The sequence below is a fragment of the Hyalangium sp. genome, from assembly GCF_035629615.1.
Lineage (GTDB): Bacteria > Myxococcota > Myxococcia > Myxococcales > Myxococcaceae > Hyalangium.
Genome location: NZ_DASPHO010000629.1, coordinates 1 through 14,379, shown reverse-complemented (window position 1 = coordinate 14,379; position 14,379 = coordinate 1). Strand labels below are relative to the sequence as shown.

Annotated in this window: 10 protein-coding genes; 4 read left to right on the top strand and 6 right to left on the bottom strand. The window is 67.7% G+C overall.

The annotated features are described in order from the left end of the window. Positions 1–286 precede the first annotated feature (286 nt). Positions 287–508 carry a hypothetical protein gene (locus tag VD972_RS32185; RefSeq protein ID WP_324992618.1) on the top strand — a complete coding sequence of 74 codons (222 nt, stop codon included), beginning with the start codon at positions 287–289 and terminating at the stop codon, positions 506–508. Positions 509–611: 103 nt separating this feature from the next. After that, entirely contained in the window at positions 612–1,523 is a 912-nt protein-coding gene (locus VD972_RS32180; RefSeq protein ID WP_324992617.1) for a DUF2381 family protein, read from the top strand. 157 nt (positions 1,524–1,680) lie between these two features. Here the strand turns inward: VD972_RS32180 and VD972_RS32175 are convergent, their stop codons facing one another. Then, on the bottom strand, positions 1,681–2,082 hold the full coding sequence (locus tag VD972_RS32175) for an SAF domain-containing protein (RefSeq protein ID WP_324992616.1): 402 nt from the start codon (positions 2,080–2,082) through the stop codon (positions 1,681–1,683). Then, entirely contained in the window at positions 2,082–3,278 is a 1,197-nt protein-coding gene (locus VD972_RS32170; RefSeq protein ID WP_324992615.1) for an SAF domain-containing protein, read from the bottom strand. The genes VD972_RS32175 and VD972_RS32170 overlap by 1 nt, the downstream gene beginning before the upstream one ends. 524 nt (positions 3,279–3,802) lie before the next feature. On the opposite strand from VD972_RS32170, the gene VD972_RS32165 reads away from it, so the two are divergent. Then, a complete protein-coding gene (locus VD972_RS32165; protein ID WP_324992614.1) occupies positions 3,803–7,384 on the top strand; it encodes a CHAT domain-containing tetratricopeptide repeat protein in 3,582 nt (1,193 codons plus the stop codon). Positions 7,385–7,577: 193 nt separating this feature from the next. Further along, positions 7,578–7,889, top strand: coding sequence for a hypothetical protein (locus VD972_RS32160; RefSeq protein ID WP_324992613.1), 312 nt, complete (start codon positions 7,578–7,580; stop codon positions 7,887–7,889). Between the two features lie 29 nt (positions 7,890–7,918). On the opposite strand, the gene VD972_RS32155 is transcribed toward VD972_RS32160, so the two are convergent. The 4 genes from VD972_RS32155 to VD972_RS32140 form a co-directional block, all read right to left on the bottom strand. Next, complete coding sequence (locus VD972_RS32155; protein ID WP_324992612.1) at positions 7,919–10,921, bottom strand: choice-of-anchor D domain-containing protein; 3,003 nt, start codon at positions 10,919–10,921, stop codon at positions 7,919–7,921. Between the two features lie 229 nt (positions 10,922–11,150). Then, positions 11,151–11,999, bottom strand: a complete 849-nt coding sequence (locus VD972_RS32150) for an alpha/beta hydrolase (protein ID WP_324992611.1) — start codon at positions 11,997–11,999, stop codon at positions 11,151–11,153. A gap of 94 nt (positions 12,000–12,093) precedes the next feature. Next, positions 12,094–12,267 (bottom strand): hypothetical protein, encoded by a 174-nt coding sequence (locus VD972_RS32145; RefSeq protein ID WP_324992610.1) that lies wholly within the window; start codon positions 12,265–12,267, stop codon positions 12,094–12,096. Between the two features lie 194 nt (positions 12,268–12,461). Beyond that, positions 12,462–14,378, bottom strand: a complete 1,917-nt coding sequence (locus VD972_RS32140; RefSeq protein ID WP_324992609.1) for an IGHMBP2 family helicase — start codon at positions 14,376–14,378, stop codon at positions 12,462–12,464. Position 14,379 lies beyond the last annotated feature (1 nt).

Here is a 14,379-nt window from a genome sequence, read left to right as displayed (position 1 = left end):
GGCCTCTCGCCCACAGAAGCCGCTCCCTTCACGGTCGGCGCCGAGTCTCACTAAAGCGCTCCCTCTGTGCATGGGGATGGCCTGCGCCAGCAACCCCCAGCCGCTCTACCCCGTGCCCACGACAGAGGAGTGTCCTCCAGGCGCTATCCAGTCCATGCAAGACATGGGCATCAAGCCGGGCGCTGTCGCTGAGGATGTCGCATTCGCCGTCGAGCTGAGTGCGCAGCCTCTCCCAGTCAAGGAGGGGCCATTCGTCTTGACCCTCACGGCAGCGTACAGAACTCTGATGCCCGGGACAGAGATCCACGGGCGGCTCTTCTTCGGTGACCGCATCCACGGCCGGTTCACCGTGGCGCGAATGCCCGATGACCGGACCATTCCGGTGTGTATGGAACTGTATGATGACTTTGAAGGTAAGCGCGGCTTCGCGCGGTGGCGCGGCTCCACGAAGGACAATGTCCTGCTGCTCTCCTCCGTACAGCTGAGGGCCGTGGATCGCTTCCAGTGAGGTGGCCTGGGAGCGCGAGAAGCGTGGGCTGCTCCGGCGCCAGGCGTGGTACAGGTGACGTTGCGAGATACATCTTCCGCGCCCTACTCTGGAGGTTCTGCCTGTGTCCTCCCCGTTTCTGTTGGCGCTCGTGCTCTTGGTAGGAGCGGATGCCGCCGCGCCATTCGAGGCCGATTCTTGTGCGCGAGGGGTGCAGCGCATCGAACTGAAGCCGGAGCCCATGGGCCAGGCGCCCGAAGTGTGCCTCAGTCCAGGGCTCGCGACCGTGTTCAGCTTCGACGCGGAGATCGAGCCGGCCTCCGTGACGCTGGAAGGTGCGGAGCGCTTCGCCAAGGTCGAGCTGGGAGGGAGTACGCTAAAGCTGGTGCCGTCAGAGAAGCTGCTTCCTGGAGTGCGGCTCCGTCTGGTCTTGCGCTTCAAGGATGGGGCGGCGCCGGTGATCGCTTCCTTCTGGCTGGTGGCCGCCCCTGATCGAGCAGGGGGCCTGGTGGAGGTGTACCGCCACAAGCGCACGGTGGAGTCCCTTCAGCAGGAGGTGGCAGAGCAGGACGCCAAACTCCATCAGTGCAGGGAGGAGAACGCGCGCCTGCGAGCACCAGAGCCGGTTGCCGAGGGGCTCGTGGCCCTGTTGGAAGAGGGGCTGATGGACAAGCGGGGAGTGGTTCCCCTCCAACTCACCGGGGAGCTTGCCTTTGCTCCAGGGATCGTACGCAGGCTGCGCCGCGTCTACAGCTACCGCTCCAGACAGCGGGTGGCCGTGGAGCTGATCATGGAGGTGAACCAGGACGCGCAGCAGTGGACGGCCACCGGCGCCGAGCTGGTGGGGCCCGAGCGCCGCTCGTTGCGAGTGCTCCACCTCCGGCAATCGGAGTTCATGAGTGAAGGGAGCCAGGGGCAGCGGATCTTGATCGAGGCAGAGGCCACGCGAGAGCAGGCTCAGGAGTCCTTCACCCTCAGGCTGTGGGACGCGGGCGGAACCCGTGACGTGCTCATCCACGGAGTCACCTTCCCGTAGCCCTCCACCCCGGCTGCCAGGCGCGCACCTGTTCGGAAACGTCGGGACTTTTCAAAACCCCCGACGACGGCTCCCGCCGCTCACACCCGTCAGCTCAAACTCGGTCGCCGTGTCCAGACGGGGCACGGCGACGAGTTACGATTCCGAGCTGTCGGCCTCAGCGCCCGCGGGACAAGAGGGTCTGCCGCGCGCGCGCCACCTGCTCCTCGGCAGAGGCGTCGTTGCCCTCGGGCTTTGGGCAGTGCCCGAGTACCTCGTTCTGGATGGGGCTTAATGTGAAGAACGACCAAAGCACCAGGTCACCCTTGAGAACGGGCAACAGCACCTTCTGGTCCTTGATGAAGGCGGCGTTGCCTTCCCTGACCACCGACGAACTCAAATAGCCCTCCGGGAGTTCTTTTACCCCCATGTTGTCGTACGTAACGATCGAGCCCGCGGGCAGGTCGCGGGTGGCGACCAGGACTTGCTCGTACTTTCTCTCGGCGGGCTCGGCGGCGCGCGCCTCGGCGCATGCCGACGCCAGCAGACAGAGAGAGGCAAGGAACATGAGCCGTCGCATCAGTGGGACTCCTTGCCGCGCACAAACGCGGCGGTGCCTTCGCGTGTGGCCTGCTCGCGCGCCGTGTTCAGCGCCGCTGCCGCAGCCAGGACGCAGCTGCCCTCCTGCCGCGGCCGCGCTGCATCGTCGAGCATCTGCCACATCAGCGGGTCCTTCGCCTGGAGTGGAACCAGCGTCCGCGCACCGACGATGTCGCGCAGTTGCTCGGCTGGGATGAGGCTCGCGGTCACCAGGGCATCGGGGAACCTGCGAGCCTTGAGCATCGACTCGTCGAGCACTGCTCCCTCGGGGACATCGGCCGTGACCATTAAAATGTCGGCATGGCCCTTCGCATCCACTTTTGGGACGGGTGCGCGCTCGGGCTTGGGCAGCGCAGCCCCCGACTGCTTCTGGAAGCGGGCGATCTCGGCGTCCCGCGCCGCGACTCCAGCGGCTTTCACCTTCGGCTGGAGCGTCTTGAAGCACTCATCCGTGGCTGTGTTATCCGCGAACGCGGCCCAGAGCAGAGGGTCTCCTGCCTGCAAAACCTTGCTGAGGCGGCGGCCCACCACCAGCTTGCGATCGGTCACTGGCACCGCCGAGTTGATGGTGTGCTCGGCATGCAGCGAGACCTGCTTCAGGTCTTTGTTCGTGAGCACCTGCCCCGCCTTGACGTCCCGAGCCAGCACAAGCACGGTCGCGAGCGAAGGCTTCGTCTGGCCCTGCGCGCCCGCCTCGCGCACGAGGCGAGCGCGGATGTCGGCACCCGTGCGTTCGCGCCGGGACGTGCCAGGGCTGGCGGCCAGCGCGTCATCGCACGCCTCCCAGACCTTGACGTCCAGCGTCGGCGAGTCCATTTTCAGCTCGCTCATTGTCGACGAGAACCACCCCCAGTACAGCGGGTCGCCCTTACTGACGGGAACAACGAGCCTCTGATCCTTGATATAGGTGGCCGTGTCAGGCTTGACCATTGACGAGGTGACGATCATCTCGGGCAGGTCTCGCTTTGCCATCGCTTCATACGGCACCGTCTCGCCAGGCGATAGATCGCGCACCGCCACCACGACCGGCACCAGGGCCATCGATGTACGCGGTGTCGAGGACTTGTCCGACTTACCCCCGGGGCTCGGCACAGCGTAGGCGGTGAGACTGAGCACACTGCTCCCAACCAGCATCCCGGCGGCGAGGCCCAGGATGACTTTCAGCGGAGTCGACATGGCCGGAGAATACCAAACGATTCGAGATGGGTCATTCGCTGATGCGCTTCAGCGAGGGGCCATTCCACCCTGCCTGTCTGCCGCGCTGCCTTGGAACAGCTTGCGGAAGTGCTCCGTCATGAAGTCGATGAGGACGCGGACTCGCCGCGGCAGGTGCTTCCGCTGGAGGTAGACGAGGGAGAGGGTGATTGCCTCGGGGGACCAGTCGTCGAGGACCGAGAGGAGCTTTCCCTCGCGCAGTTCTTGCCACCCTCAACAGGGCCTCCATCTCTCCTATCCTTGGTCAGGCAACGTACGCGATCTGCGCAACGTGGTGTACCGCGCCCTACTGATGCACCGTCACGCTCCCCAAGAGCCAGGACTGACGGCCTCTCCTGTCAGTCCTCCTGGCCGGGTCAACTCCGAACCAGGACGGGGCGCGGCGAACTCTTACGGATTTTCCTGAATGATTTTCCGGGCCACTGGCTCTCTGGACAGAGGAATCAGGGTTTGCAATGGCCGTTTTTTGGGCCCAAGAGGGAGACATGCGGCTGGTTCTTGGGTGGATCGGGGTGGTCGTCGTGTGTTGTGCGGCAGGAGCGGCGGCCGGGGAGGAGTCACCGGACGCGCGGTTGCAGGAGGCGCAGAAGGCATATGACAAGGCGATAGCGCTCTACCAGGCGGGCAAGTACGCCGAGGCTGTGACGCTGGGCGAACATGCGCTCGTGCTGCGGGAGGCGGTGCTTGGAGGCACGCATCCAGCAGTCGCCAACTGTCTGAACCTGCTCGGCCATTTGCGCCAGCTTCAGGGGGACTTTGAGCGAGCCGAGCCACTGCTTCAACGCACGCACGCTCTTCGGGAGTCGGCCCTCGGCAAGAACCATCCCACCGTCGCCGATTCGCTCCACAACCTCGCTCTCCTCTACGCGGCCCAGGGGTTGTACGGCCGGGCCGAGCCGCTCTACGTCCGCGCACTCGCCATTTCGGAAGCGGCCCTCGGCAACAACCATCCCACCGTCGCCGCCTCACTCAACAACCTCGCCGCCCTCTACCACGAGCAGGGGTTGTACGGCCGGGCCGAGCCGCTCTACAAGCGCGCGCTCACCCTTCGGGAAGCGGCCCTCGGCAACAACCATCCCACCGTCGCCACCTCGCTCCTCAACCTCGCCATCCTCTACCAAGCCCAGGGGTTATACGACCGGGCCGAGCCGCTCTTCGAGCGCGCGCTCGCCATTCTCGAAGCGGCCCTTGGTAAGAACCATCCCCACGTCGCCCAATCGCTCCTCGGCCTCGCCGCCCTCTACGCGGCCCAGGGGTTGTACGGCCAAGCCGAGCCGCTCTTTGAGCGCGCGCTCGCCATTTCGGAAGTGGCCCTCGGCAACAACCATCCCACCGTCGCCACCTCGCTCAACCACCTTGCCGACCTCTACCAGGAGCAGGGGTTGTACGGCCGGGCCGAGCCACTCTACAAGCGCGCGCGCGCCATTTCGGAAGCGGCTTTCGACAAGAACCATCCCGACGTCGCCGCCTCGCTTAACAGTCTCGCCGCCCTCTACGCGAAACAGGGGTTGTACGGCCGGGCCGAGCCGCTCTTCAAGCGCGTGCTCGCCCTTCGAGAAGCGGCCCTCGGCAACAACCATCCCGACGTCGCCACCTCGCTTAACAACCTCGCCGCCCTCTACGACGGCCAAGGGTTGTACGGCCGGGCCGAGCCACTCTATGTCCGCGCACTCGCCCTTCGAGAAGCGGCCTTCACCAAGAACCATCCCACCGTCGCCGAGTCGCTCAACAACCTAGGCGCCCTTTACTGGGCCCAGGGGTTGTACGGCCGGGCCGAGCTGCTCTTCGAGCGTGCGATCGCCATTCGGGAAGTGGTCCTCGGCAAGAACCATCCCCAGATCGCCGAGTCGCTCTACAACCTCGCCCTCCTCTACCAGGAGCAGGGGTTGTACGGCCGAGCCGAGCCACTCTACGTCCGCGCACTCGCCATTTCGGAAGCGGCCCTCGGCAACAACCATCCCAACGTCGCCGAGTCACTCAACAACCTCGCTGCCCTCTACCAGGCCCAGGGGTTGTACGGCCAGGCCGAGCCGATCTTCGAGCGCGCGCTCACCATTCGGGAAGTGGCCCTCGGCAACAACCATCCCCACGTCGCCCTATCGCTCCACAACCTCGCCACCCTCTACTTGGCCCAGGGGCTGTATGGCCGGGCCGAGCCGCTCTACAAGCGCGCGCGCGCCATTTCGGAAGCGGCCCTCGGCAAGAACCATCCCCACGTCGCCCAATCGCTCAACAACCTCGCATTACTCAGGCTGGCCCAGCATCGCCTCGGCTCGGCCCTCCCACTCTTCACGCGAGCCTTCGCCATCTCCGAGCAGCGACTGCGCCAGGAGGCGCTCGACTTCTCCGAAGCGCGCCTGGCCAGCTTCCTCCAACTTCTGCGCACCAACGAGGAACTTCTCTACTCGCTGCTGCGCGAGCATCCGGACAACGCTAGCGTGAGACGCTTAGCCCTCAGCGCCGCGCTCCTCCTCAAAGGCCGCTCCGTCGAGGAGACGGCCAACATCTCTCGTGCTGTCTACCGGAGCCTGGGCACTGAGGAGCGCGACACCTTCGAGCGGTTGCGCGGGCTGCGCACCCGACTGGCCCAGTTGTCGCTTCAAGGCCCTGGTTCGCTGCCACCCACAGTCTACCAACAACGCCTCAAAGAGCTTGCCGATCAGGGTAATGCACTCGAAGCCACCCTGGCCAGGCGCTCTGCCCCCTTGCGCGCACTGGCCGCGTTGCCGGCTCCCGCGGACATTGTCGGCCGTGTTGCCGCAGCCCTGCCCAAGGACGGTGCCCTCGTCGAGTTCATCACCTATGAGGACCGCCCCCTCGTGCCCAAACCCGGAGCGCCCGAGCCCCAGCTCCGCTACCTGGCGCTGGTACTCTTGCCGGACGCAACCATTCGCACCCGCGATCTGGGACCCGCCGAGTCCATTGACTTAGCCGCTTGGCGCCTGCGAGACGCGCTGGCCAACAAAGATGCCGCCTTCCAATCCCAGGCCCAGGCTCTCTACCAACTCGCTTTCCAACCCCTGCAGCCGCTGGTGGGGAAGACCCGCCGCCTCTTTCTCTCGCCGGATGGTCAGCTGGCCCTGGTTCCCTTCGCTGCCCTGCACGATGGCCGTCGATTCCTCGTGGAGACCTTCGACTTCACCTATCTCACCTCCGGCAAGGACCTGCTACCTCGCCCCCAGAAGACGCTCCCCGCTGCCTCCGTGGTCGTCCTCGCCGACCCGGACTTCAGTGCCTCGCTCCAAGCACCCGTTCCGTATCTGGGGGACGCGTCAGCGCGGGCCGAGCGCTCCCCCTCCATCGAGCGCTTCTTCTCTGCGCTGCGCGGGGGCCCGACGCACCGAGCCTGGAACCCCGTCCCATTGCCAGGCACCCGCCAGGAGGCCGAGGCCATCCAGCGCCTGCTTCCCCAGGCTCAGCTCTTCCTGGGCCCGGAGGCCACCAAGGAGCGGCTGTTGCACCTGCCTACGCCCAGCATCCTCCACTTGGCCACCCACGGTGTCTTCTTGGATGACGCCCCCGCTCCCACACGCTCCCGCGCCGTCGGCCACTTCGGTGCGCTGGGCGAGGAGCCTCTCGCCTCGCGCCCACCGGATCCCCTGCTGCGCTCCGGTCTCCTCTTCGCTGGGGCGAGCGCACTGACGCCTTCCACCTCCAGCGCTCCCCAGTCCCAGCCCGACAGCGCGCTGGCGACGGCCCTGGAACTGGCCGGCCTCAACCTGTGGGGCACCCAGCTGGTCGTCCTGTCCGCCTGCGACACCGGCCGAGGCGACATCAAACTCGGCCAGGGTGTCTACGGGCTGCGGCGCGCCTTCGTCGTGGCGGGAGCGGAGACGGTGGTGATGAGCCTGTGGAAAGTGAATGACGAGACGACGCGGACGCTGATGGAGGCCTACTACCGCAACCTGCTGGCTGGGCAGGGCCGAGCCACCGCCTTGCGCGAGGCCATGCGCTCGCTGCGTGCCACACAGCCCCATCCTCACTATTGGGCACCCTTCATCGTGCTGGGCCGGGATGCCCCGCTGCGCGCACTCACGCCCACCCCTCAAGAAGTGCAGAAGAAGTAATCCGCAGATTCTCTGAATGGTTCTCCGGGTCACCGGCTCTCCTCAATGCGGGCCCAGTTCGGGCCCGTGGAAGTGACCTTGACGGCGAGCCTCTCGGGCAGCCCATTCCAGCAAAGGGATCCTCATGCACACGGCTCATTCGTCTGAACCACCTGGAGTTCCTGTCGCTCGAGCGCCGGCGCCGGAACTCGACATGGAGCAACTCGCGAGCGGCCAGAAGCTGATCATCAAAGCAATCTTGGTCTATCTCGCTACGATGGTGCTGATCACTGCGGTGGGCTCCATCGCGGTTCCCCTCGGCGGATTGGCGTTCGGGCTCGGATTCCTCGGGGTCATCCAAATCGTCACGGGCTTGAGGATGCCAATGACTGTGAAGCTCCCGATGGTCCTTTTCATGTTCGTGCCGCTCGTAGGCTTGATAGTCCTGCTCATTCTCAACTCACGTGCCACCTCCGCACTTCGTGCGGCCGGCTACCGCGTAGGGTTCTTCGGCGCATCGAAGTGACTCCCGAGCCACGCTCCTCCCGCAGGCCCTCACGGAGCCGGCGGTGGGGCCTGGCAGACGCTCCGGTAGCGAATCAGGATGTTCTCCCCTGTTCTGGGCACCGCCGCAGGCTCGAAGATGAGGACGTTGCGCGCGGCGTCGTACCGCCAGGAGGACGAGTCCACCGTCTGGCCCTGGACCTGGACCGTCAGCTCGGCGGTGCCAGCGGGCGTCGCGGTGAGCGGGAAGTCCGCCTGGGGATCTCCAGCGCGGCGGATGAGCTGGGCCAGGAAAGGCTGGTAGTCGCTCTGGCACACCGAGTCCACCGCGCCGCCCGTGGCCCGGGCCACCTCGAAGAAGCGAGGCGCCGAGTCGCCCGCCGTGCTGCAGCGCCCATCCGTGGGCACCAGCGCGTAGAGCTGGGAGCGGTGGGCCATTCCAGGACCCTTGATGGACTGGAGGAACTGGATGTAGCTGCTCGTCGCGAACCCCGAGTGGTCATCCTCGTCGGAGACGACCACCACCGCCAGCCGGGCTGCGGGCCGCACGAAGCCCGCGTTGCCGTCATTGGGCTGCGGCGTGCGCGGATCGTCCTGCCCATCCACCAGAGGTGAGGAGAGCGCCTGCCGGATCGTCTCCAGTCCCTGGACCAGGTTGTGGCAGAGGCCGACTCCCACGTTGGCCTGGAGCGCCGCCTCGGCCCCCGGCGCCGAGCTGCTCACCACGCGCGCCCGGCTCCCATCCACCGGCACGAGGCGTCCGCCCTCAGCGCCCTGCGTGCCCCCGCTGCACTGCGCGCGGGTGACGAGGCCCGTGGTGGTGACACCCACGCGCAGATCCACCCCCTCCTTCCGGGCATGCTCCATCCACCCGGGCAGGGCCGCGCGCAGCCGCTGCTGGAAGGTCTCCATGGTGGTGGTGTTGGCGACGACGAAGAGCACGTCGAGCTGGCTGTCCGTGCCCTGAACGAACTTGTCGAGCTGGATGCCCTCATGGTTCGTCTCCGCCAGCAGCGGGACAAGGAGCGGGTTCGGCTCGTTGTTGGCGCGCACGAAGAGCGGGCTGTAGTGCTGGCCGTGCACGTTTCGCGCGTACGTCACCTCCAGCTCGAAGCCCGCGCCTGGCGCCAGCGTGCGAGGAATGTCCAGCGGCGTGGTGAGCTGGAACTGGTCGCTCGTCCCCGTGCCGATCCGCGTGCTGTCCACCGTCACCGGATAGGGACACTGGTTGGAGATGAGCGTGCGGCGAGCCTCCGTCGCGCAGTCGTAGCGGATGGGCCCGAAGTCCACGTAGGGCGGTGCGGCCACCAGGCACGTCGCGTGGGAGAGGCCCCTCAGCGGCAGCGTCACCGTGGGGTAGCTCGGGTTGTTCACCGTCATCTGCAGCTCGCCCTCGTAGGAGCCCTCGGCGGGCGGCCGGAAGGCCACCATCGTGCTGAAGGAGGTGTCATAGGGCAGGACGCCGCCCGTGAGCGGACCACCGGGCATGAAGAAGGCCCCGCCCGCATCCTTGGAGATGTGGATGTTCTTCACCGCGCACTCGGCCCGGCCCGGGTTGCGCATGTAGATGCCCAGCACCGCGCCCCGGCCCGGCGGAACGTTGCCGAAGACGAGCGCCGGCTGAGGCCGCAGCTCGTAGATGCACGGGCCGCTCGCCCGAGCCCGCCCGGTGAGGACGATGGAGCGCTCCGGCGTGAACGGATCGCTCGAGATCAGCGTGAGCGTGGCCTGGTGGCTGCCCTCATCCTGCGGCTCGAAGTAGACGGTGAGCTCGATGAAGTCGTTGCCAGGGGCAATCGGCAGCGAGTCCGCCTGGAGCGAAGGCCAGGTGCCGCCCTTCCACCCGTAGGCCTGGGCGCCCCGCCTGGGCACGTCCACTCCGAAGTGCGCTGAGGCCCCCTCTCCGCGCACGCCCAGGAAGATCAGGTTCCCGTTGCTGCCGCCGTTGGAGATGCGGATGACCTGCGCCACCTTGCCGCCCGCGGGCAGCTCACCGAAGTCGAGCGCCGCCGGCGCCACCGCGAGCGTGGGCTGTCCGCCCCGCGCGTCCAGCATCACCTGGGACTGGCGCGGCTTGTCCGACTCGTAGTGCACCATGAGGTCCGCCATCGTCGGGCCCGAGCGGCGCGCGGCGAACTGCATCTTCAGCTCCACCGCCTGGCCCGGCTCCACCTGCTCGCCTGACAGGTTGGTGATCGGAGAGAAGGCGTAGTCCGACGTGGCCAGGCTGGCGATCGTCACGGGCCGCCAGGTGATGTTGCGCACCCGCGCGAGCGTCTCCGTGCGCTCGTGTACGGGGATGGGCGCGAAGGGAACGGGCGTCGGCTCGAAGACGAAGGCGCTCGCCACCGAGCTGCCCGCCAGCTTCGCAGTGGACGGCGTGCACCCCTCGCAGGAGCGCACCTCCACCTGGGCTCCCATCTGCCCCAGCGCGCGCGGCAGGTACTTCGCGCGCACCTGCTGCGTGCTGAAGGGCGGAATGGTGACGACATCCGTCGAGAAGGGGTCGGCATCAGCTCCGCCCACCTTCACCGTGAGCGGCAGATCCACCGGGTTGGTCACCGTGAGCGTCAGCGTGCGATCGCTGTCCACCTCGAGCGTCTCGAAGTCGAGCAGGGGCGGATCGATCTGGATGGGTGTCGGCGCGCCCTGGCCTCGCACGGAGACAGTGTGCTCGCGGCCGGTGTTGGCGTCCGTCGCCACGCGGAGCTGCTCCTCGCTGAGCCCCTCGTGCAGCGGGTGGAAGCGCACCTTCACCACCTTGGCCTCGCCCGGCAGCACCCGGCCTCCGTCCACCAGCTCCACCTGGTACGAGGGGTTGCTGCCCAGGGCCAGCGCCTCCAGCGCTGAGAACGGCACGTAGCCGACATTCCGGATCAGCACCTCCCGTTCCCGCCACTCGCCGACGGGCACCTCGCCGAAGTCGAGCTGCTCCTTGTCCACGACCGCAGCGGCCTGCACTGAGCGGGTGTGCCCCGGCTCGTGGCACGCCGCCGCCATGGCCGCCAGCATCGTCAGTCCGAGGACCCGTCCCCAGCCCCACCCCTGCCTCATTGTTGCTCCCGCCCTTGTCCTTGCCCGCATGCCGTGCTCCACGAGCTGGGGGTCTCTCCAAAGGGCGTACCAACCCCGTGGAACCGGAAGGGCCCTCAGGAAATCAATGACTTACAGGGGGTGGGTGGATCAGGGAGGGAATCGTCTTGCCCTCAGGGGTGAAAGGCTTTTCCCCACCGAGGTGCCGCGATCTAGGACTTTTCCCTACCCAGGCTCGCAGACCGAGGTGTCAGCGGATGAAGTGCGCGAGGGCCCGGGCGACGGCCTCGGGCTGCTCCATGTGGACATGGTGTCCACCGGAGAGGGTGAGGGGCTTGGAGATGCGCAAGGCGGCCATGCGGGGGCCGGCCGGAACCTCGTCCATCGTGAACCCCTGGCTGCCGTGGATCAGCTGCACCGGGCAGGTGACGGCGGAGGAGATGGCAAGCCACTGGGCCTCGTCCCACGCATGGCCGAAGCGGCGCCGGTGCCGCGGATCGAAGCGGAAGGCGTGGCCGCCCTCGTAGGACTCTGTGCCGTACCTGGCGAGGTGGAGCGAGGCGGCCTCCGTCAGCGTGGGGTTGTTCTCCCGCAGCCGTGTCGCGGCCTCCTCCATGGTCTTGTAGCGCTTGCGGTGGGGCGGGCGGAGTGCGTCATCCAGGAAGCCCTGCAGGCGCTCCAAGGCTCTCTCCGGAGCTCCACCGGAGGGACCCAGGCTCTCGATCAAGGTGATGCTCTTCACTCGCGCGGGGCGGGCGGCGGCGTAGGCCGTGCCGACGGTGCCGCCGAGCGAGTGCCCTACCAGGTGCACCTCACTCAGCTTGAGATCGTCGAGGATGGCCTCCACGTCGAGGAGGTAGTCCGGGAAGGAGTAATGAGCTCCCAGGGGCGCATGCTCGCTGCGTCCCATGCCGCGGAAGTCCAGCAGCACGAGGTTCCACGCGTCCGGCAGGTGCTCCAGCACCCAATCGAAGGTGTGCGAGTGGTCCAGCCAGCCGTGGAGGAACAGGACGGCCGGGGTGCCCTTCGGGTTGCGCTGGCGCACGTGCACAGCGACAGCCTGGGAGAGGACGGTGAAGGACTCGAAAGATGGGGCCACGCAGGTCTCCTGGGGCCCCGCTTACTCTGTTCGGGCGGCGGAGAGAACCTCCACCGCGTGTCAATCGCCCTTCCGGAGAGGGCCTGTCAGAGGTCTACGCGGTGCGAGCCGCGGGGGCCTCCTGCTCGGGGCGCGCGAGCACCATCGCGAGCTGCTTCGCCTGGTTCTCCGTGGCGCAGCGGTATTCCTGGGTCTTGCCATTCGTGTTCTGGAGCCGCAGCACCCAGATGTTCTCTTCCTTCGTCACCACGGGGCGTACATAGGCCATGGGGCACCTCCTGGGTGAGCAGGCAAGCATTCGCCGTGCCGAGCCAGGGGTAGCGCCAAGGGCCTGAAATCAGGGCTGCGCTGACATGCCGCGGGTGACCCGCCAGGGCACGCTGCCACGAACTGTGTGCCGTTTTGCGCAACCCCGCACTTCTTGCGCGGTGCTGGCGCGGGTGCGCCTTCTGCGTACCTGGGTCAGGGCTCGGGCCATTCCCAGGCGGAGCGGTAGCCCTGCTCGGCCTGGGTGCGCTCGATGAAGCGTGAGTAGAAGGCGTGGCCGCTGAGGGTGGCCGAGTCGCCCACAACGAAGAGGTGCCGCCGGGCGCGGGTGAGGGCCACGTTCATCCGGCGCAGGTCCGTGAGGAAGCCGAGGTGCCCTTCGGAGTTGGAGCGGGTGAGGGTGACGAGGATGGCGTCCTTCTCGCGGCCCTGGAAGGCGTCCACGGTGTCCACCTCGACGTCTGGGGAGAGGGCCTCCACGCGCTCGCGGAGCTGGAAGGCCTGCGCACTATAAGGAGTGATGACGGCCAGCTCGCGTGGAGCCAGTCCCGCGGCCAGCAGCGCCTTCACCCGCGCGAGGATGAGGTCCGCCTCGCCGGGGTTGTAGAGGCTCTGGGTGCTCTCTTCGACTTGCTCCTCGAAGCCCTTGCCGGCGGTGTCGAGGAAGAGGACGGGAGGGGCATCGACCTGGGCGTGGGCGCCTGGGGTCAGCACGTCCGCGAGGGTGCGCTCCGCCACGCTGGGGTGGGCGCGCAGCTCGCCGCCGTACATCTCGTGCGAGGGGAACTCCATGATGCGTGCGTTCATCCGGTACTGCTCGCGCAGCATGCGCTTCACGCCCTCGCCGTGGTCCTGGAGCAGGCGCTCGAAGAGGCTGACGGCCAGGCCGGCCTTCGCCGCCTCCTGGGAGAGGAGGGTGGGGGGGAGCTGCTTGGGGTCTCCGGCGAGCACCACCTTGGGGGCGCGCAGGAAGCCGAGGAGCGTGAGGGGCTCGGTGGCCTGGGTGGCCTCGTCGATGAGGGCGAGATCGAACGACTCGTGGGAGAGCAGGCCGGACTGCAGGCTGGCCAGGGTGACGCAGACCACCTGGGCGCGCTCGAGTACGGCTCGCACGGCCTTGCGCTCCAGGGCACGGGCCTCGTCCATGAGCCCCTTGGCCTCGGAGGCGGAGGAGCGGGCGTTGGAGAAGCGCTCGCGGCTGCGGCCCTGGGTGCGCTGGCGTCGCGAGTAGCCGAACAGATCGAAGGCCTCGTCGAAGAGCTCGCGTGAGAGGATGCGGTCGGGGTGCTCCTCCACGACGATGTCCAGCGTGTGCTGCTGGAGCCGGGGAGCGACGCGTGCCGGGTGGCCCACGCGGATGCCGCGCAGGCCCTTGTCCAGGCACAGCTCCAGCAGGTGGTCCACGGCGGCGTTGCTGGCGGCGGTGCACAGCAGGCGCTCTCCGCGCGCCACGGCCTGGGTGGCGATCTCCGCGAGCACAGTGCTCTTGCCGGTGCCCGGGGGACCGTGGACGAGGAAGAAGTCCTCGGCGGCCAGCGCGCGTGCGACGGCGTCGGTCTGCTCGGGGTTGAGGGGGCGGGTGGGCTCGAGCTCCTTGGGCTTGTCGAAGCGCGGCGGCTCATTGCCGAGGAGCACCTCCCGCTTGCGGCGCTCGGCGCCCTTGTCCAGGGCCTTCACGCGCTCGAGCCCGGCGCGCACGCGCTCGTACGTCACGTCGTTGGGGACGACGTCCAGGCGCAGCAGGCCCTCGTGGACGAAGGGGGGCGGGGAGCGATCGAAGGCCAGCTGGATGCGGGTGCGGGTGGCGCGCGAGACGAGGGCGCGCGCGGGCTCCTTCACCTCGGCGCGGCGCGGCAGGACGGCCACGAGGTCGCCGTTGTTGAGCGGGGAGGGGAAGCGGGCGCGATCGGCGCGGGCGAGCGTGAGGAGGATGCGTCCGCCCAGGCCCACTTCTTCCTCGAGGGTCTCCAGATCGAGGACGGAGAGGCCGTGCTCGGCGCGCTCGCGCAGGGTCATGCTCTGGGCGAGGGAAGCGGAGCGGGCGCGCTCGGCGTCTCGCTCCATGGCGAGGAGCCGGCCGAGCTGATCGAAGAAGGAGACATCGCGAGGCATG

Coding starts and splice junctions, on each gene's coding strand:
- VD972_RS32185 (WP_324992618.1), top strand. CDS start 287: ATGCCCGGGACAGAGATCCACGGGCGGCTCTTCTTCGGTGACCGCATC.
- VD972_RS32175 (WP_324992616.1), bottom strand. CDS start 2,082: ATGCGACGGCTCATGTTCCTTGCCTCTCTCTGTCTGCTGGCGTCGGCA.
- VD972_RS32170 (WP_324992615.1), bottom strand. CDS start 3,278: ATGTCGACTCCGCTGAAAGTCATCCTGGGCCTCGCCGCCGGGATGCTG.
- VD972_RS32165 (WP_324992614.1), top strand. CDS start 3,803: ATGCGGCTGGTTCTTGGGTGGATCGGGGTGGTCGTCGTGTGTTGTGCG.
- VD972_RS32160 (WP_324992613.1), top strand. CDS start 7,578: ATGGAGCAACTCGCGAGCGGCCAGAAGCTGATCATCAAAGCAATCTTG.
- VD972_RS32155 (WP_324992612.1), bottom strand. CDS start 10,921: ATGAGGCAGGGGTGGGGCTGGGGACGGGTCCTCGGACTGACGATGCTG.
- VD972_RS32145 (WP_324992610.1), bottom strand. CDS start 12,267: ATGGCCTATGTACGCCCCGTGGTGACGAAGGAAGAGAACATCTGGGTG.
- VD972_RS32140 (WP_324992609.1), bottom strand. CDS start 14,378: ATGCCTCGCGATGTCTCCTTCTTCGATCAGCTCGGCCGGCTCCTCGCC.